The sequence below is a fragment of the Pseudoalteromonas sp. SWYJ118 genome (assembly GCF_015864505.1).
GTDB lineage: Bacteria > Pseudomonadota > Gammaproteobacteria > Enterobacterales > Alteromonadaceae > Pseudoalteromonas > Pseudoalteromonas arctica.
Genome location: NZ_JADYXC010000014.1, coordinates 37346 through 57900, shown reverse-complemented (window position 1 = coordinate 57900; position 20555 = coordinate 37346). Strand labels below are relative to the sequence as shown.

13 protein-coding genes and 2 pseudogenes are annotated in these 20555 nt (G+C 38.7%); 6 read left to right on the top strand and 9 right to left on the bottom strand.

Translation table 11 applies throughout. The features are described 5' to 3' along the window. Positions 1-53: 53 nt before the first annotated feature. Genes I6F48_RS13595 through I6F48_RS13585 form a run of 3 tightly spaced genes read left to right on the top strand, consistent with a single transcriptional unit; the run spans position 54 to position 2175 of the window. Positions 54-692, top strand: a complete 639-nt coding sequence (locus I6F48_RS13595) for an ATP-binding cassette domain-containing protein (RefSeq protein WP_197119641.1) — start codon at positions 54-56, stop codon at positions 690-692. Positions 693-724: 32 nt separating this feature from the next. Beyond that, positions 725-1387: a CDP-alcohol phosphatidyltransferase family protein gene (locus I6F48_RS13590; protein WP_197119640.1), complete on the top strand. Its 663-nt coding sequence runs from the start codon at positions 725-727 to the stop codon at positions 1385-1387. Further along, on the top strand, positions 1384-2175 hold the full coding sequence (locus I6F48_RS13585; protein ID WP_197119639.1) for a sterol desaturase family protein: 792 nt from the start codon (positions 1384-1386) through the stop codon (positions 2173-2175). Before I6F48_RS13590 ends, I6F48_RS13585 begins: the two co-directional genes overlap by 4 nt. A 34-nt stretch (positions 2176-2209) precedes the next feature. Here I6F48_RS13585 and I6F48_RS13580 read toward each other — a convergent pair whose 3' ends face one another. After that, positions 2210-3991 carry an alpha/beta hydrolase gene (locus I6F48_RS13580; RefSeq protein WP_165728980.1) on the bottom strand — a complete coding sequence of 594 codons (1782 nt, stop codon included), beginning with the start codon at positions 3989-3991 and terminating at the stop codon, positions 2210-2212. Positions 3992-4161: 170 nt separating this feature from the next. Here I6F48_RS13580 and I6F48_RS13575 point away from each other — a divergent pair, with 170 nt between their 5' ends. The 3 genes from I6F48_RS13575 (at position 4162) to I6F48_RS13565 (ending at position 12168) form a co-directional block, all read left to right on the top strand. Continuing rightward, a complete protein-coding gene (locus I6F48_RS13575) occupies positions 4162-6186 on the top strand; it encodes a winged helix-turn-helix domain-containing protein (RefSeq protein ID WP_197119638.1) in 2025 nt (674 codons plus the stop codon). 322 nt (positions 6187-6508) lie between these two features. After that, on the top strand, positions 6509-9169 hold the full coding sequence (locus I6F48_RS13570) for a glycoside hydrolase family 16 protein (RefSeq protein ID WP_197119637.1): 2661 nt from the start codon (positions 6509-6511) through the stop codon (positions 9167-9169). 65 nt (positions 9170-9234) lie between these two features. Continuing rightward, positions 9235-12168 (top strand): TonB-dependent receptor, encoded by a 2934-nt coding sequence (locus I6F48_RS13565; RefSeq protein ID WP_197119636.1) that lies wholly within the window; start codon positions 9235-9237, stop codon positions 12166-12168. 444 nt (positions 12169-12612) lie between these two features. On the opposite strand, the gene I6F48_RS13560 is transcribed toward I6F48_RS13565, so the two are convergent. The 8 genes and pseudogenes from I6F48_RS13560 to I6F48_RS13530 all read right to left on the bottom strand — a co-directional run bounded on the left by I6F48_RS13560 (position 12613) and on the right by I6F48_RS13530 (position 20545). Continuing rightward, positions 12613-13623 carry an alpha/beta fold hydrolase gene (locus tag I6F48_RS13560; protein ID WP_197119635.1) on the bottom strand — a complete coding sequence of 337 codons (1011 nt, stop codon included), beginning with the start codon at positions 13621-13623 and terminating at the stop codon, positions 12613-12615. Positions 13624-14024: 401 nt separating this feature from the next. Continuing rightward, positions 14025-14228, bottom strand: a pseudogene (locus I6F48_RS21550) (transposase); the annotation flags it as partial. A 299-nt stretch (positions 14229-14527) separates the two neighbouring features. Continuing rightward, a complete protein-coding gene (locus tag I6F48_RS13550) occupies positions 14528-14737 on the bottom strand; it encodes a hypothetical protein (RefSeq protein WP_165740552.1) in 210 nt (69 codons plus the stop codon). 1 nt (position 14738) lies between these two features. Beyond that, complete coding sequence (locus I6F48_RS13545; protein ID WP_165740551.1) at positions 14739-15224, bottom strand: hypothetical protein; 486 nt, start codon at positions 15222-15224, stop codon at positions 14739-14741. A gap of 262 nt (positions 15225-15486) precedes the next feature. Next, positions 15487-15770 (bottom strand): annotated as a pseudogene (locus I6F48_RS21545) (hypothetical protein); the annotation flags it as partial. A 278-nt stretch (positions 15771-16048) separates the two neighbouring features. After that, entirely contained in the window at positions 16049-18886 is a 2838-nt protein-coding gene (locus tag I6F48_RS13540; protein ID WP_197119634.1) for a PQQ-binding-like beta-propeller repeat protein, read from the bottom strand. A gap of 464 nt (positions 18887-19350) precedes the next feature. Continuing rightward, positions 19351-19731, bottom strand: a complete 381-nt coding sequence (locus tag I6F48_RS13535) for an STAS/SEC14 domain-containing protein (RefSeq protein ID WP_197119633.1) — start codon at positions 19729-19731, stop codon at positions 19351-19353. A gap of 121 nt (positions 19732-19852) precedes the next feature. Continuing rightward, positions 19853-20545, bottom strand: coding sequence for a cupin domain-containing protein (locus I6F48_RS13530; protein WP_166377425.1), 693 nt, complete (start codon positions 20543-20545; stop codon positions 19853-19855). Between the last annotated feature and the right edge of the window lie 10 nt (positions 20546-20555).

Here is a 20555-nt window from a genome sequence, read left to right as displayed (position 1 = left end):
GTGCACATATTTAAAGCACCCATGTTTAACACTATCAGGGTTAAGGTTTTTTAATGCAGTCATCGTTACAAATTAAAAATTGTCAGCTTTATCGCCAAAATGAGCTGTTACTTAGCTTAAACGAGCAAGTTAATGGCGGTGAAATTCTGACTATTATGGGCCCATCAGGCAGTGGTAAATCAAGCTTATTAAATTGGCTTACGGGTACTTTACCAAGTAGCTTTAAGGCCAATGGTGAGGTGTGGCTTAATGGTCAAAATATCGATAACACCCCTCCACACTTGCGCCATATTGGAGTGCTTTATCAAGACGCTTTATTGTTTTCTCATTTAACTGTTGCTGGTAACATTGCCTTTGCAATGCCCAAAGGAAATAAAAAACAACGCCTTGAAAAAATAGAACACGCACTTGAGCAAGTAGGTCTTAAAGACATGGGTAATCGTCATCCCGATAACTTATCGGGCGGGCAGCAAGCCCGTGTTGCATTATTACGTATGCTGCTGAGTGAACCTAAAGCCATTTTACTCGACGAACCCTTTAGCAAACTCGACAGCCAACTGCGTGTTGATACACGCGAACTCGTGTTTAGCCAAATACGCGATCATAAGCTACCTGCAATTATGGTAACTCACGACCATAGCGACGCCGACGCTGCAAGTGGCAAACTAATTACTTTAAGTAGCGCACTTTAAATACATAGCTTTAAACGCATAAGGCAAAAAACATGCTAGACAAATTTATCACCCCTATAATTAAGCCACTTTTAACACCTGTGGTTATGCTTATGCATAAACGCGGCATAACTGCCGATCAGCTCACTGTGATTGGCTTTTTAGTTGGCTTATTAGCCGTGCCATTACTGGCATTTGAAATGTGGTACGGGGCATTAGTTGCCATTGCTTTAAATCGAATTTTAGATGGACTTGATGGCGCATTAGCACGCTATGCAAACCAAAGTTCAAGCGCGGGTGGCTTTTTAGATATCACACTCGACTTTTTATTTTACGCGGCTATTCCGCTTGGCTTTATTTTGGCAAACCCAGAGCAAAACGCGATAGCGGGATCGTTATTACTTGCCACTTTTATTGGTACGGGCTCAAGCTTTTTAGCTTTTGCGATTGCCGCCGAAAAATTTAAACTCGAAAAACCGCAATTTAAATACAAAAGCTTTTACTACTTAAACGGCTTAACCGAAGGCACTGAAACAATAGCGCTATTTATTGCATTTTGTATTTGGCCGCAGCACTTTGCGATTATGGCGAGCATTTTTGCTATTGCGTGTGGCATAACTATTTTTACCCGTATACATGGCGGTTATCACACGCTTAAGCAACAAGAAGCAGCTGAAAACATGCCTAGCATGTGCAAATTCAGAGGTAATAAATGACTAATGAAGTATGGTGGCGACTCGGCTGCTTTTTTAGCATTTTAATTATTATGATGTTACTTGAATGGCAAAACCCAGCACGCCAAGCACCTATTAAAAGCAGTACACGTTGGTTTGCTAATTTTGGGTTAGTGTTTGCTTCATCAGTTATTGCGCGCTTAGTGGTCCCTATTGGGTTAACCGCCGTGGCACTTTACAATCAAGAGCATGGCATTGGCTTATTTAATCAAATAGCCCTACCAAGCATTATAATCATTATATTGAGCATACTTTTACTCGATATATTAATTTACTGGCAACATAGGTTATTTCATCAAGTGCCTATTTTATGGCGCTTACATCGCGTACATCATGCCGATGCACATGTAGATACCAGTACAGGCTTGCGCTTTCACCCTATCGAAATTGTACTGAGCATACTTATAAAACTCATTGCAGTAACTGCTCTTGGCGTACCTGCCATTGCGGTACTTATATTTGAAATAGCACTTAATGGTTTAGCATTATTTAATCATGCAAATATACGCCTACCTAATGCCATTGAAAAACCACTGCGTTTAATATTAATGACGCAAATATTGCATCGAATTCACCATAGCCAAGTGGTTAGCGAAACTAACTCAAACTATGGTTTTAGTGTAATTTGGTGGGATAAATTATTTGGTAGCTACAAAGATAAAGCTAAAAAAACTGATGCAGATATAAATATTGGCTTAAAAGAATACCCAAGCCAAAAGCAAAATGCCTCATTGTGGGGTTTATTGATTATGCCATTTAAAAATAAGTGAGCATAAGCTCACTTATTTAATATATTACATCAGGTTATTTACTTTTTATATTTTTTATTGCTTTTAAAATGTCGTCTGGGCGCTGAAAAACTGCCATATGATCGCTATTACTTAGAGGTATATATTGCCCACCCGATTGCTCACTAATTTGCTGGCTCCATAAAGAGCCCTCTTGTTGCCATAATACTAAATTATCGACGAAGTCAGGTTCTGCATTTTTAATATCATACGATTCAAAATCAGTATCTATAACGGAGATTGGAGTGGATGTGGCTATATCGGCACTAATAACACGATTTAAATCATCATGATAATTCATAATCTCTCTTGCTCGTGTTACTTGTTTATCAATTTGAGTACGGCTTTGGCTTATTAAATCAAAGTACGGCCAATTCATTTCTGCTTTATACTGTGAAGGGATGAGTGTTTCGGTCGTTGTACGTTCATCAATTAATTTATCTCGAGTCCTTTGCGTCCAATTACCTTCTTCTATATGTGTGATTAAGGTATCACCCGCGTCTCTATACCAATATACGGGCCAATCTTGATACAAGCTAATAGAGTGTGGCAGCAAAACATCGGGGTCAATCCACACCATACCGTTAAGGCTAGTTACAAATTGTGAATCAGGTGAATTTTGCCATAAGTGAGCCAAAATATTTGCACTGGCAAAGCTAACAATAATTAGCTCCTTTTCATTAAGCAGTCCTAACGTTTTATCTAATGCAGGCACAAAAGAAGCATACGATGGTTGCTCAGCAGGGCTACTAAAACCGCTTCCAAAGCGTTCTATGACGTGTACACGATGAGTTTTTGCTATCAATGGCTGCAGTAAAGCAAACCAAGCACTGTCACTATGAAAGTTTTTATTAAAGCCCGATAAAAGAATAATCGCGGGCCCCGAATGTTCAAGGCCCATGCTACGTACATGTACATCGATTTTTTGTTGTTGATCAACGCGATATAATTTTGAGTAGGTATCGAGTTTAGTTTTACTTACTGTATCAAAAAAGCTTATTAATTCTTCAGTGGTGTTAAAACTACTAAATGCCCAACTATGCCCACCGCCTTCAATTGCTACCAATTGGTTGATATAGCTATCATTTTTAAATGTATATTTAGCGATTGCCTGACTTTTTTCTAATTGTACACCCGAATCAATACTGTTTTCTTTGGCTATTATTTCAATAGCAAGCCTACTTGGGATTAATCCAAAATTTGAATGAGTTTTACCTTCAAAGGGTAAAGTCTGATCATTTGTGCCATGTACCATCATGTAGTTGGTGTGATTTACTATCTCGCATCGTTGAGACAGCTGCTCTGACATAGGCGAGGCAACTGATGCTATGGCCGCAAACTTTAAACTACTATTACACATTAAATTTTGTGTAAATAAACCTCCTTGAGAAAACCCGACCGCAAAAAGCTCTCCATCAATAATGTTGTATTTAGCTTTAACATCATCAACAACATTTTCGACAAACACCAAATCATTAATGCCTAATCGATGGGGTTTATTGCAATCACATCCTTCATTCCACTCTTCAACTTTTGATTGTGGGTAAACAACTATATAATTTTCTGATGCAGATTCAAACGCAGCCATACTCTGCATATTTTTAGCGCTCTGCCCAGAACCATGAAAAGCTAATAAAAGCTTATAAGATTTTTTTGTATCAAAGTTATTACGTGGTGTTGCCACATAATAACTTCGATTTTTTAATTTAACTTTAGTTAAACCCTTGGGCTGGGTACTTGTTAAACTCGAATCCTTATTAGTACCATTACAACCGGCCATTAATAATGTGACTGTCATTATTTTCAATAATAAATATAAATAAGTACGCATCTTCTCTACTCTCATTAAATATGAGTTGGTAGCAAATCATATACTTATTTGTTGTTGCCATAGTTGACGCTTATGTTTTTGTTATATTTATGTTATGTTTTAAAAAGCAATGTAATTTCAATATGATAGAGAACCCTATGGCTGTCCATATTTCTGGTGTTATTTTTGACGAAGAGCAGCGAACATTAAAAAATGACAGTCAAACTAGAAAACTTGAACCAAAAGTATTCAGTTTATTAATTACTTTACTAGCAGCTAATGGGAAAATTGTCACTCGCAACCAACTCATCGTTGAAGTCTGGAATAATCGGGTTGTAGGTGAGGGAGCGATCAATCGAACCGTGTCTTTATTGAGAAACCATTTTTCAGCGTTAACTAATGAAAATATTATTGAAACTGTCCCAACTCAAGGGTATCGGTTAGTTGCTACTGTAACGAACACAGATATTTCTCACGATGAAATGCCTGTTGAGCAAAAGGTTGCTTTTAAAAGCCCATCATTCAAGAAACCTGTGCGCAATATCAAAAAAGCATCAATTATTGCAATTATTATAGCTCTGCTATTAACTACCCTTTTTAGCACACTCTTCAAAGTTGAAAACTTAATCACGCCAAATAAATTATCACTTGTTAGTGCGCCATTGATTGGTTTGCAAGGTAGAGAATATAAGCTCTCGGCCACCCAATCTGGGGGACTCATTTTGTTCCATCACCTTGATGAGGATGACCGTCAATCGGTTTATTTATATGATACAAAAACACATACTCAAAACAGTGTACTAACAAATTCGTTGGCGACGATAAGTGCTGATGGAGAATATATCGTTTATGCCACACACATTGATGAACAATGTTTAATTTCGACTTATCATGTACACACTAAGAAAAAGCAGTTTTTATTTTCATGTGATGAGTTCCCAACCTCACTAGCTTGGGGAGAAAACAATACATTTTACTTCAATAAACGTTTTAGTAAATCTCATCCATATCAAGTATATAGCTATAATATAAACACGAGTAGATTAAGACAAATTACAAATCCAAGTAGTAAAAATAATACTAAGGGCGATTTTGATTTCTCCTACAATAACCATAGTAATCAACTTGCTATTGTTCGTTATATAAGCGAAAACGACTCAAAAATAATTATTAAAAATGAAGAAGAAAAATTAAACGAATACGTAGTTAATCTGCGTGTAAAAAGTCTTGTATGGCATTCTAAAAACAATACTTTAGTTATCGCAAACAACAACACTATTTTCTCTTTAGAAGCCGCGAGTGGTGAATATTATTCGATAAAAAAATTAGATTTTACAATTAACTCTTTAGCTATTATCCCAGCTAAATTGAATGCCTCGCTATTAGTAAGTAGCCTTAATGTCGTAAGCGAAATTGTAAAATATAACACTATTAACAGCAGTCAACATGTGTGGCAGCAAAGTGCGCGCACAGAGCTGCTTCCTCGTATGCGGGCAAACATTCAAACTTTTTTGTCTACGCGTTACAAAAGCCATCACTTTTGGAGAGTTAAAAACGACGAGGCCCAATTAATTGATATCGATTTACCCTTTGATCTACAGTTTGTACGCTACGAACTATCTGATGATGGCAGCCGTATTTTATTTACTAAGCACGGCGATGTTTTTGAACTAGATTTAAATAAAAATGCCTATCAAAAAGTGTTTACTAAAAATCACAATAGCTATGTTGCTAATTACGACGCACAAAATAACATTATTTATAGCACAAACGCTTCTGGACAATGGCAACTGTGGTTGTATCAACGAAGTACCGATACACACAGTCAATTAACTTTAAATGGGGGTTATAGCGGCAGAATCGTAGATCAATACCTCTATTACTCTAAATTTAATGTAGATGGTTTATGGCGTAAAAATTTAACAACAACAAGTGAAGAACTTGTTATTAAAAACTTCAATCGAATCAACTGGCTAAACTGGCAACTTATTGACCACCAATTATACTTTTATCGAGAAGCAACGGGAATTTGGACTTTTAATATCAATACTCAAAAAGAGAATTTGATCATGCCAAAACCTGATGGTTTTGTTCACCAATATACAGTGGCACCTGATCAGCAACATATATTCTGGGTACGCCTAAAAACTATTCAAGGTGATATTTATCAATATACCTTTTAATTATCGTTTTTAAATATAGGTTGTGTGTTTTTCAAATATAAAATAATAAAAATGCTTTACTATAAACTGTTTAGCAATACATATGTAAATAAGTAAACTGCTTACGCTCCTCGTATTTATGTATTTTTCAGTCCTGCAACTGGTCTTACCGTAAACTAATTGTAAATAAAATAAACAAATATGTTGACCATTTGCGTACTCCACAATATCATTTGTAAGCGCTTACAAAACACATTTACAAATGTAAGCGCTTACAACACAAAAATACATAGATCGTAAAACAATTAATCTGACAATAATCTGTTGAAACCGGGGTTCAGTTATGAACATTGAAACAACGCACATTACACGTTTACTTGCCGCTATCTCTTTAGTTACGTTAGCTGGCTGTGGTGGCGACTCTGCCACTAAATCAAATTTTGAAAATGTAGATGCCTCTGAACCAGTATCAGATTGGCAAATGGTTTGGAGCGACGAGTTTGAAGGCTCAGCCATTGATACAAACAAATGGAACTATGAATTAAACTGCAATGGCGGTGGTAACAACGAGAAACAGTGTTACACCGACAGCGAGCAAAATGCATTTATTGCAGACGGTGTGTTAAACATTGTTGCCCTACCCGCTGAAGAAGGTGCAGAAAAACCTTACACTTCAGCGCGCTTAAATACGCGTTACAACGCTGACTTTACGTATGGTCGCTTTGAAGTGCGCGCCAAACTTCCATCAGGACAAGGTAGCTGGCCAGCATTTTGGATGCTGCCAACAGATGAAGTTTACGGCACTTGGCCTCGTTCTGGCGAAATAGATGTTTTAGAATCAGTAAATCTTAAAACACCGGATGAAGACGGTGGAATAGAGTCAAGCATCCACGGCACACTTCATTACGGACGCGCGTGGCCAGATAACAGCTCTACGGGCAAAGAATTTAAATTCCCTGAAAATACTAACCCGGCAGATGATTTCCACACGTATGCTGTTGAATGGCAAGAAGGTGAAATTCGTTGGTACGTAGACGGTTACCTTTATGCAACTCAGCGTCAATCAGAAGTTCGTACTAATGCAAGTGACGAGGCTGTAGGTCTAAAACACCGTGGCTGGTTTGCTGAATATTTTGAGCAAGGTTCTGGCGAGCTTGAAACTCACTGGGATAGCGCACCATTTGATAAAGACTTTCATTTATTGCTAAACCTAGCAGTAGGCGGCGACTGGCCTGAAAACGTTAATGATCTAGGTATAGATGCTAGCGCATTTGAAAACGGCCAAACCTTTGCTATTGATTACGTACGTGTTTATCAATGTGCATCAAACCCTGAAACAGGTAAAGGCTGTGAAACTATTCGCCCAGGTTACAATAGCCTAGACGATGCTTTGCTTGAAGGCGATGCACCAATTCCTAGCCCACCTTCGACAGGCATTGCAACACCACTGACTATTTTTGGTGAGTCATTTAATCCAAATTGGCCTGCATGGGATTGTTGTGGAGGATCTACTCCCGCTATTGTTGCAGATGAAACCCAAGGTGATGTAGTTGAATTTGTAGTAGGTGCAGAACCCACTGTAATGGGCTTTATTAGCCGTGAGATTTTTATTACTGACGAAGCAGGAAAAGCCAGCCCGTTTGATGCTTCTCCAATGCTGGATGAAGGTTACGTTCGTTTTAAAATGAAAGTAACAAATGCACCAGGCACTGCTGATGCAGCTTGGCTTGTAAAACTTGAAAGTAATGAAGGTTCTAGCGCATTAGAAATGCCGATTACAGATAGCATTGAAGGCGTAAGTCCTGTTGTTGGCCAATGGCAAACTTATACATTCTTATTAAAAGATCTAGATGCTGCAAATTTAGATATTAGTGCAATTGATGTGATCATGGTGTTTCCAGCATGGGGCGCAGGTGAAGGCGCTGTTTATTTAATTGACGATGTTGAGATTACTCAAGATAACTTAGGCGTATCACCTGAGCTTACTATTTTTACTGATGAGCAAAATCTAGCATGGCCAATGTGGGATTGTTGTGGTGGCTCAACCCCTGTTGAAGCTATGGATGATGAAGAGCATGGTTTAACCGCAGAATTTAGCATTGGTGCAGAGCCTACTGTAATGGGCTTTAATAGCCGCACATCGTCAGGTGGCGCAGGTGAATCGTTTGATGCTAGTAGCATTTTAGATGAAGGCGTTATTCAATTTGATTTAAAAGCAACGTCTGCACCGAGTGACCCAACTACACCGTGGTTGTTTAAAGTTGAGTCAAACGAAGGTGACTCTGCAGTAGAGCTTGAATTAACGGCAAGTGTTGAAGGCGTAGCGCCAGTTAATGGCGAGTGGCAAACATATACGTTTAAGCTTTCTGATCTTGCAGCTGCTGGCTTAGATGTAAGTACTATAGATGTACTAATGATTTTCCCAGCGTGGGGTGCAGGTGAAGGCTCTGTTTACCGTGTAGATAACGTTAAGATTTATAATCCAAATGCAGCGCCAGCTGCAACGGGTGAGCTTACTGTATTTAAAGATGCAGCTGCCGATCAGTGGAGTATTTGGGATTGTTGTGGTGGCTCTACACCAACAACAGAAACCGATGATGACGCGCATGGCGCAGTAGCGCAATTTAGCATTGGTTCTACTGCTACAGTAATGGGCTTTATTGCTGATGAAGACGTATCGTTCGATGCCTCTGCAATACTTGAAAATGGTGTAGTTCAATTTGATATGAAACTAGTCTCTGCGCCTTCAGATATTGACGCACAATGGCTATTTAAAATTGAATCAATTGGTACATCGAGTGCCGTAGAGCTTGCTTTATCTAGCAGTGTTGAAGGCCAAGTACCTGTAACGGGCGAATGGCAAACATACACCTTCCCTCTTCAGCAATTATTTGATGCCGGCTTAGACATTAGCGCATTAAACGTAATTATGGTTTTTCCTAGCTGGGACATGGGCGATGGCGCGCTTTACCGTATAGACAACGTGATTATTGCAAATCCATAAAACACACACCAATAGGCGCTTAGCGCCTATTGCTACACAACAACATTTTATAAAGCAGAGCTATTATGAACACATTCAATTTTAAAAAGAGCCAACTTGCGGCTTCTGTGTCTCTCATCATTGCTGCGAGCACATTAAACACAGCTATTGCGGCAGAAGCAGAAACAAGCGTTTCATCTGATGTAGAAGTTATTGAAGTAAAAGGTATTCGTGGTTCACTTATTCGTTCTATGGATATGAAACGCGACTCTTCTGGCATTGTAGATGCCATTTCATCTGAAGAAATGGGTAAATTCCCAGATACCAACTTAGCAGAATCATTACAACGTATTACCGGCGTATCGGTGAGCCGTGCAAACGGTGAAGGTAGCCAAATTACAGTACGTGGTTTTGGCCCTGAGTTTAACTTAATTACCTTAAATGGCCGCCAAATGCCGGGCACAGGTTATACACGTTCGTATAACCTTGAAAACATCGCCTCTGAAGGTGTAAGCGCGCTTGAAGTATTTAAAACTGCACGTGCAGACGTGCCAAGCGGTGGCTTAGGTGCAACAGTTAATATTTCTACTGCGCGCCCTTTTCAAAAGCCGGGTCAGAACTTTTCAGCAACCGTTAAAGCAAACCACGACTCGTCAAACGAAGCTGGCGATGACGTAACACCAGAGTTTTCTGCTGTTTACAGCAATACTTTTGTAGATGACACTTTTGGTTTTGGTTTTTCGTTTTCGCACCAAGAGCGTGACTTTCAAAAACAAAGTGCCAATATTCAAGGCTGGCAAGCAAACGTAGACCTACCTGATTTAGATAGCAGCAACGTTGTTGATAACCGTACAGATACATCAGGTAACTACTACTTCCCTAAAGACATGAACTACTCTATTGAAGATGTAGAACGTGAACGTACGAACGGACAAGTTACTTTTCAGTTTGCACCGGTAGATGGCTTTGTAGCAACACTTGATTACACCGCAAGTAAAGCTGTAACAGGTTCTCAAAGTATTGGTTGGGGTATTTGGAACGACTTTGGTAGCAATATTAATGGCTACGAACTAGATGAAAATGGTACAGCTGTTTATGCTGATATTAGCGGTAACGATGCATCATTCACAGCTAATAAAGGTACTACAGAAGTAAAAGCGCGCTCTCTAGGTTTAAATCTAGATTGGGAAATTAACGACACGTGGCACGTAGAGCTTGATTACCACGACTCTAAAAACGAAACTGATAACGGCGCCGACAACGGGCTGGGAAGTGCCGGCCAAGTAATTTTAGGTTCTGATCAGCTAGCTAATAAAATTTATGATTACCGTACGGGCGAAGTACCCAGTGCACAAGTTAATTGGTTAAATGGCACAAGTGAATTAACGCCTGGCGAAATTGATTCAAACTTTAGTCAGTTTATTCATTCACCAGGTGAATCAAACATTGAACAATTACAGCTGCATACGACATGGTATAACGAAAGCTATGACATTGGTTTAGTTAAAGTTAAATTTGGCGCATCACGTACAGAACAAAACACCGGTGGTTACACCGCGTGGAGTGGTTTAGTAGGTGGTCCAGGCTTTAACCCATCGTATACAGAAATATTCCCAGATAGTATGTTTACCCGCAACGATACATCAGGCCTTTTAGATCAGTTTGATGGCGGCGGCAGCGACTTACAACCTGGTTACTACTATACCTATGACTTTGACGAAGCTGTTGCGCGCCAAATTGCGTATTTAACGGCTGATGTAACGGGTGGCGATGCATATACAGCTAATGCATACGCAGACGGAATAGATAGCGAGAGCTACGTAGAAGAAATCACTAATAGCTTTTATGTTCAATCAAGCTGGGAATTTGACGTAAGTAACTACTACGTAAAAGTAAATGCAGGCCTACGCTATGAGCAAACAGACGTAACAAGTACTGTGCGCCAACGCGTTGAAGATCAAGTTAATTGGATCAGCGCTTCAGAGTGGATCATGCAATACGCTGCTGGCGGCGATGATAACTTCTTAGAGCAACAAGGTGATTACGATGTTTTACTGCCTTCAATCGACGTAAGTGTTGATTTAACTGAAGACGTAGTAGCCCGCGTATCTTGGGGTAAAACAATGTCGCGTGCACCACTAGGTAATCTAGCCGGTGGTCGTAGTTTAACAGGCAGCCCAAAACCAGGTTCTCGTACAGGTGGCCAAGGTAATACAAACTTATTACCGTTTGAATCAACAAACCTTGATTTATCACTTGAGTATTACTACGCAGAAGGCAGCTACGCATCTGTTGGTTACTTTAAAAAAGATGTTGATAACTTTATTCAAACCACCATTACGCAAACCACTATTGATGGCTTGCACGATATTTTAAACGGTCCTCGTTACTTACAAGCCGTAAGCGATATTGAATCACGTGGCGAGCAAGCAACAACCGACGCTATTTTTGCACAAATGATTGCCAGCGGTTACGGCAATGCAAATGGCGTTATTGAACCAAACAGCGACGATCCGCTAATAACATGGAATATTAGCCAACCACAAAACACCGACAGTAAATCGGTAGATGGTTTTGAAGTAGCTGTTCAGCACTTAATTGGTGAAACCGGTTTTGGTATTGGTGTTAACGCAACATTTGTAGATGGCGACGTTGAATTTGATAGCGAAAGCCTTGATCAACAAGCACCACTTACAGGCTTAAGTGACTCAGCTAACTTCCAAGGCTTTTACGAAAAAGACGGCCTATCAGTTAAAATTACTTACGCATGGCGCGACGCGTACTTAATTGGTGTAGGCCAAGCGCAAGGTTCAGCTGATGCGCCTCCGCAATATGCTAAAGCGTATGGCCAATGGGATATGAGCGTTAACTACGATGTAAACGAAAACGTAACGGTATTTTTTGATGGCATAAACTTAAACAATGCAACCGAAGAAGGTTACGGACGTTACGAAGAGCAGTTCTTATTTGCTAATCAATACGGTCCTCGTTACTCAATTGGTGCTCGTTACACGTTCTAAAGCATCCCTTAGTTAGAATAGTTAAGCCGCTCGTTACAACGAGCGGCTTTTTTTATAACGCTTTTATTTGCTCAAGGAACACATTAGTTGTCCTATCAACAAAAACCTTGTTAGGAATAATTACTTTATCTATTCCTATTAAAACGTTGCAATGGCTGGTTTAAGTATTCACCTTTCATTAAATTACCCTAACTCATTGAGATGGTCGCAAACGATGAGAAATTCGAGGAAATAAAAAAGGCGTAATTTGCACTTCTAAAAGAACCTTTAAAATAGCTGAGAAAAGTATTAACACTAAAAATTACAATTTAGTTGTTCCGTACAACCTGCACCCAAATACAAACTGCGAAAAGCTAAGTGTCTTACTTTATTTGCTTCAATAGTTAACGTGATATCCGTGGGGATTTGAGTAAAAATTTTATGCTTACGTAAACTCACCAAAAATTAAAGAGATAAAAAATCTAATACTGCACGATTTACTTGCTCAGCTTGATCGACTGTTAAAAAATGTCCCGCATCTTGAATCTGTATAGTTTGAACTTTTTTCAGCATTTTATTTGCCCTCTCAAGACTATCTTGATTGTTCATTATGTCATTATCACCAATCATAACTAGTGTAGGCAGAGTAATTTGTTGGAGTTGCTGATCTGAAAATGGTCGCATTTCGGTAATTAAACCTGGTACTGGATTATCATCAAGTGCTGCCACATATTGATCCAAGTAAATAGAGTTAATCAAGTACACTTTGGTAGACAAAGTTTTTAAGCTCTCTTGAACCTCATCGCGTACAGGGTTTAACGTAAACAAAATACTCGACAATAAGTCACCGCTTAGCTCAATCCAACCGAACGTTTGCGCAGGGCTAAGCAACACCAAAGCTTGAATGCGCGACATTTCATTATTTGATTCTGCTAGTGCAATAGCAGTCGCCTGCCAACCTCCCCGCGAGGCACCAACTAGATTTATCGAGTCCAATTGCAATAGATCAAATAATTCTTGATACCAACTTACCACTTGAGTCATTCCTGAAATATCGGTATCAGCAAGTGAGCCTCCAGAACCAAGTAAATCGTCAATGGCATAAACCCGATAGTGTTCGGCTAACGCCGCTATATTAGGGTACCACATAGCTGAGTTCGCTTGCATACCATGCAATAGAACAACAGCCTCAGCATCTTCTGGCCCTGCTACAATAACCCGAGCCTGACCAAGTGAGGTAGGAATACTAAGCTCGCGATAAGCTACAGGCCACAAACTTAAAGCACGACGATAAAGCTGCTCATTAGATAATGTTTTAGCCGATAGCTTTTGTAACTTAACGTTCTCTATATGACGTTCAGGTATCAAATAAGCCTGTTGCTCAGGTGCCACTGTTACTTTATCGTCAAACCAATCGCACCCAACCAGTAATGTCAGTGTGGTAAGTATCGCAAACGTGCCTTTCCAGATTTTCATCTACATTCCTGTATATAAGATGCATTAGTATTTTTAGTATGAGGGAGAGTTTGGCCCTGCCTATTTACTTGTATTAAAATCATAATTCGTTATGTTACTTTTAATGTCTCAATCCTATCTAAAAATTAGCCTCGACTCGATTGTTTAGTGGTTTTCTAAGCTAAACATCCATCTTAATTTAAAAAATAAGATAATACTTCTAAATTTGTTTTTTAGCCTGGGTATTTGTCTTTTATTACTTGGTTGCTCTCATCTAATCAATTAAATATGCCATTGTTGCTATTAAACCTGAATTACACGCATGAAAATAACTGCAGTGATGCAGGCTTGGTGCTTATTAATAATTTCAAATGTTATGCGAGTAAATTTTTACAATTACTCACATTAGTTCGCCAATGTGTAATGCGGCGGCTACTAATAACACCATGCGCATAACCCAGTAAAATAATCTTTAGCATTACCGAGGGTGGATACACCGCCGCGCCCGTTTTGTCGTTGTTATACCACGTGTCAAAGCCCGACAAGTCGATTTTATTTTCGACAATATAACAAAGGGCATACCCAAAGGTGCCAGGCAAAATTTGCTAAGCAAAATTGATAGGAATGAATTTATTTTGACAGGATAAGTCAGGCTTAACTTCTCACCCAAAGAAAGTGCCATAACGGTTTACCATAGGTGAATAATATCTATTAGATCACAGCGAATAGATGGATTAAAGGTTAAAATGCAATCAATTGAATGTAGTTGGATACGTTCCTAAAAAGAGTAATTCTACAGCCTCAACGCCGAGTTAAGGTGTGAGCAACGCAATACCGATGCCGCCGCATAACACCTTAACCACTAAAACCAACGGATAGTAAAAATGCCGCGTGTTGTGAATCACTCTTAAACAGTTTGCTATGTTTATTTTCTTGGCCATGGGTTATCAGGTTCAACATGTATCATAGGTTTGTCATCAGAGCCCTTTCCCTGACTGCGCCCCTTACCACTAGGAGTACCCCGCCACGGACCCTTACCTGAATCACCACGAGATGCTTTACCTCGCCCAACACCGTCTTTATCGCTACCTTTCGTAGAGCCTTTACCTACGTCGTTACTTTCTTTTTTTGACATCTCAGATACCTTTTGGAACAAAGAAGCTTTCAGGTGGATATGCTTTGAGAACTTCATCGATACATTTTGTTTTTACTGCTTTTTTTTCAGTGCTTTCAGGAGACTTACTGACTAAAGTCGCTTGTTTTTCCATAATTTCATTGAACTTAATTTCGTGAGTTTCATTGTATTCCCTAGTCGTACTGATACTCACTTTTAGCTGTATCAACTCATATGATAAAACTCGATATTCGCTAAGTACTTCTTCATATAGACGCACTCTTTTGGTTATACCTAAGATTGGTTTCGCAACAGATATAACCGCCGAAATGACCAAAAATACTTGCCAAAAAACACCACCCAGACCGTCACTCCACAAAGTTAAGCCAGCTATAGCAGATGTCGAGGCTGTTGCAGCGATAGTAAACTCCATTAAATTGTTAATTCGTACATACTTTTGGAGCCTGTATCCAAAGTATTTCTCATTCAACTTTGCTGTTCGTAGCAAGTCATATACTTCCCAAACGGGATGCCTCTCTCTCAAGTTACCTCCTGTAAATATAACGAGCCTGTAGATTAACTCGTTTTTTTATTTGTTTTTATTTGTTTTTATTGATTAATAAACCATAGCTGAGTTCCTATTTTGGTTCAATTGATTACTGTATTTTTACGCAGAATATAGAAGTATTTGATATTGTTTTAATTGGCGTTTTGGAAGGGATTAAGGGTGCTTGAGTAGCTTAAATTTAGGTTAAAAGGGCTTCCCCTTCTTAATGTATCGTATTTTGCAGCTTTTCTATATTATGAACAAGGTAATACAGCTGCCGCACAATAAATTAAAGGCATTCACTTTCACCAGGCCCCGTAAGGTCAATTTATTCATGCCTTAAATCACTGTAATATTCCGCTTTCTATTTGAAGAAAAGTAGGCTCTATACGGTCAAGTCATTTGGCTTTCTTTAATAAACAGCTGTTGTCGAGCAATTGGTCTGTCTATTTTTACTTTCATTTTGTCTACATAGCTCAGCTTTTTGTGTGATTCATTATTTATAAACACTAAAGGCAAAAAGAAAGACCTGAGCCAAATTATTAAGGCTGTACTTAACATTTTTCTTAAGTACTTAACTATGACATCCGTGTAGGTAACAAAGGAGCATCTTCCCTAGAAAAAACCAAAGGTCAGCGCGCTCTAAAATAGCAGCGCACTATAAGTAATATTTTATATACATTAAGGTTTCTTTATCACGTAAACTTTAATCAGAGTAATTAATTTTATAGTACTATATTTTGTAAGCTCCAAAATATACGGTTTCTTTTATTGCACCCATTTTTCTATAATCGTTTTTCTAAAGTGATATCTAAAAACCTAAACCCACCTGTAGGTAACTGAACATTAATCTTCCCATTTGTGATTTTAAACTCATCCCCTGACAAAATATCTTTAATTTTTTTAGGCGATATAGTGTTAAAGGTTACCTCAGCTAGTGCTGTTTGTGGATTAATATAACCGCCGTCAATCAAGGTTAAACGTAAATTAGTAGGGGATGTTTGCGCAACAACCCAGGCAACATTTCCTTTAACGGTAATTGGTAATAACGCTGATTTCTCTTTAATACTTTTTTCTATCGTTTTATAAAACTCTTTTGCTGAAAAATGTTGTTTTCCATCTGCAGAAACATACTCCCTACCGTCAGTTAAGTACTCTTGCATAATGTTTTTATAAATAGGGTGTAAATGATCAACTAAAGCACCTCTAGCTGCTTTATCATCAGCGAATACGCCCTTTTGTGGTGGTGTAATTAACACTAAACCGTTTGGGTATTGAGGTAAGAAACCCAAACGCCTTTCTTTAACACCTGCGGCATAACGTGAAAAATCCCACTCAGTCACAGGAGCACCAGGCCATGAGCCATTTAGTCGGCTGAATACCATTGGATTTTCATCTTCGACCTTTTGATCATACAGCGACGTTGTTTTAACATTATTCCCTTCATCTAAATAATGGTTATCTGGTGGCAACATGCCAATATTTACAGGTGAATAGCTTAAAATTTCATTAGGTTTAGGTATGTACAACGCGCCTTTGCCAATTAAATCCCAAAAGGTTTTCATGTGTGTTTGGTCAACAGGAAAATTATTAATATAAGTCGCGCCATTGGCTGCACTATAGATGTACTGTCGCAGAGCATGATTAGGCAACATTTGATGCGAATTTTGTCTTAATCGATCATAACTTGTGTTATCTCGAGCTAAACGCGCTCCCCAATTGTTAACCGAACCACTAGCCCACAAACCGACTCTACCGGCAATGCTTAATTCCATCGATTTATCAGTAGTTTCTTCCATTGCAGGTACAAAAACATCGGCAAATTCACCGGAAATTAGCCTTGACCACCCTTTTTTATAAACCATTGATTGCCAGAACGTGTGCTTGTTCCTTAAAAACAAGTTGCCGTTGAGTTTTTGTGCCGCCTCCGCTAAAGGAAACATAAAATCTTCTAACATTATTTCAAAATCTTTATCGTAGTGAGCCACTTCAGGAAAAATTAAAACAGATTTTTTCCCATTGGCTACTTTTAAGGTTTTAATATGAGTATCTAAACTACGGTAGTATGGATCGTTACCATGACCGCCCCAATAGGCTGCACCAACATCACCACTGTAGAGTTGTTTGGCTTTTTCTAATATTTCGGCTTGCGATAAATCATATTTTTTTCTTCGGTCACGTTTATTTTGATAAACCTTGTTCGGTATTGCAGAACGATCCCAATTTTCAGTACCCAGGTTGCCTGAATCAAGAAATATAGGGCTATCGTATTCATTCGTGATGTGTTTAACCACTTTCTTTGATGTCTTATTTATATCAGACATTAAATATACAGGTAATGGTTTATGTTTATATGTCGTTTCTTGGTAATGCGTTAACTGCTGGTTTACCTTGTCAATATTATTCAAAATAGCAGCAATTTTTCCAGGAGGATTTAAGTTTTTAAATTGATTATCCCATCCTTTTTTCGCAATATCTAAAACGTGAATGCTGCTACCACCACTTTGACTACTGGCTAAAATAATTTTATTTGTTGCAGGGTCTTTCCACATATCGTTATACGAATACTTTCCTGTAACCACATTAGTTTTAGCTTTTTTCATAGTGGCAGGAATAATAGTTAAACTATTACCGTAAAGGATAAATATACTTTTTTCACCTTGATATTCAACTAGTTCGGTTTGAGCTATTCGATAACCAAACTTACCGAATATAGGTGATATTGTTTTTAATGGAATAACGGTTTCAGACTTTGTTTTAGGATCATATAAGGCGATGCTTTGGTTTTTCATTTTAGTGCTGCCCAAAAGCACCTCTTGATTTGCGTCGTCATCAATATCTACTACACGTATATCACCAATGGGTGAGCGCATCGCTTTTAATGGGTCAGCAATAAATGGCTTATCTGCGAGTGGTTTAAATAAATATATAGCGCCAGATCCTTGCATTGAATTAACAACACCTAGCACCGCTAAAACATCACTACCGTCGGCTTGTTTAAGTGCTCTTAAAAAGTTGATTGAGTGACGTTTCGCTGGTTGAGAACGTGCCTGAGGGTTATCTTTGGTTGCTTTGTTTGGGCGCGATTTTTCAATTGAATAAGTTGAAGATGCAATGGTTTTTATTAACTTACCTTGAGTGTCTAAATAATAAAAATTATTATCAAAACCACCGGCGACCACATATGAAGTATTATCTTTTTTTATAGCGGTAACAGAGTACATAGGTGCATCATTAATTTTAAATGACCATTTCAATTTACCTTTGTCGGATAAACAATACACATGACCATCTGCATTAGCGGTCAATATTTCATCATTACCATCACCGGTAATATCTTGTGTCCAAACATCATGGTTCATAAAACCAGACAATTTATTTTCCCATAAAACTTTACCGTCATAATCTACTGCAAATAAAGTCCCCTCGTAACTTGAGCCTACGATGTATGAGCCAGATTTGCGATTAGCTGATCTCACTTTACTAATAGTGTATGGGGTTTCAATACTATACAACGCAGGCGTTACATCAGGCCCTAATCTACTAGGACTAGCGGTAGTGCAACCGCTTGTTAGCAATACACATAATACAAGGTATGACATTTTTTTGATTATAGTTTTCATTTTTATCCCTGAATTAAGTATTTACTCAAACATTTGATATTTCTATTATGCGGAAGGATTAAACAAGAGAACCACTTTAATTACTATAATTAAATAGACAAAGCCGAGTCACTAAATTTACTTTTGGACTAAGCGTTCATCTTTTTACTGAACTAGACTGCCACCCTAATGAAATATACAAAACGGTGCCATTAAATTTAATTTTAGATTAATAATTTATCTTTTATCGCCGGGTTATTTCATTTCATCCATTAAATAAGTCATTAGCGCTCTTACTACAAAACAAGACTGTTGTGGTCAACTAATTCCGGACAGTGGGTTAAGTTTGTCTTCTGCTACAGCAGGGGCAAGCATTCGATTATAGCTATATGGCCCGCGCCAGTTATAGTAATTCATCAAATAACGTTACCCATAAAGAAAAAAGCACTCTATAAGAGAGCTTTAATTTAATTTTTTCAATCAAGCTATTCATCTAGCCAATCTATGGCTGCGGTAGCATTTTCAAAGTATTGAACCTCACCCGAGATAAACCAGTTACCTATTTTTGCCATTCGAGCTTGCCACTCTTTATTACCGTAAATAGCTACTTTTTTAAATTCTTTAGAGTGTTTAACACCTAACTTTAAGTCATCCCACGCTGCGCGTAGTTCCCAGCCTTCAAGTTCGCTACCATCTATTAAGGCGTTCACGACTGGGTGCTTAACTTCGCTAAGTGCTGAATTTATCATTGGGGTGATTATTTTATAGTCGTCGTGAGTAAGCGTTCCAACGGCTTTAAGTTTTAAAAAAAACTCTCTTCCTGCACGTTCAAGACCAATCGATAAACCATGTGTTGTGTGTACCATTACTGCTCTCCTTAAATAGGCTGAATGGTAAAAGTACACCCTCTAAAATTAATTAGTCCTGAACTAAATCAATAAATAGTCCTGAACTAGATCAATAAATAATCTTAAATAAACTACTCAATTATGCGTTTTGTACGCGGGATATCTGGTTTTCTACATCAGTTAAATGGCCCGTTTTAAGCCATACTTTTGCACCATTACTTCCCGCTTTAACGTTAACAGAGCTGTTAATAGGCACTCTTAACCAACTGTTTTTTACAAGGGTATCGGCTTGTTCATCAAATGAGCCTTCAAGTACTAGCAGCTCTGCTCCACCTTTTGCGTTTATAACCATGCAGGCGCTGGGCTTAAAGTGCAACAAGCTTACGTCTTCAAAATCGTCTTTGTATAAAGGGGTTACGGCTACATTTTTAAAACTAGGGTGCGCCGTACTTTGCATCAAGTCCGTTTGTAAACGCACGTGGGTTCGATCATCTGGCTGAAACTGCCATAACTTTACAAATATAACGCAGCCATTTTCAGACCCCGGTTTGTGCATTGATTGCGGTGGGTTACGGATATAAGAACCTGCCACAAAGTCACCATGCTCATCTTGAAATACACCTTCTAGCACAACAAACTCCTCACCACCTGTATGTACATGTGGTGAAAATTCACTGCCCGGTGCATAACGAACAATAGTTGTTGCGCGGGCAACTTCGTCGCCCACCCGGTCCAGCGCTCGCCTATCAACGCCCGCCATTGGCGATGCAACCCACGGGAGTGTTTCGCTATGTACTACAACTCGTTTACTAAAATCGGCAGCAATTTTCATATTTGGCTCC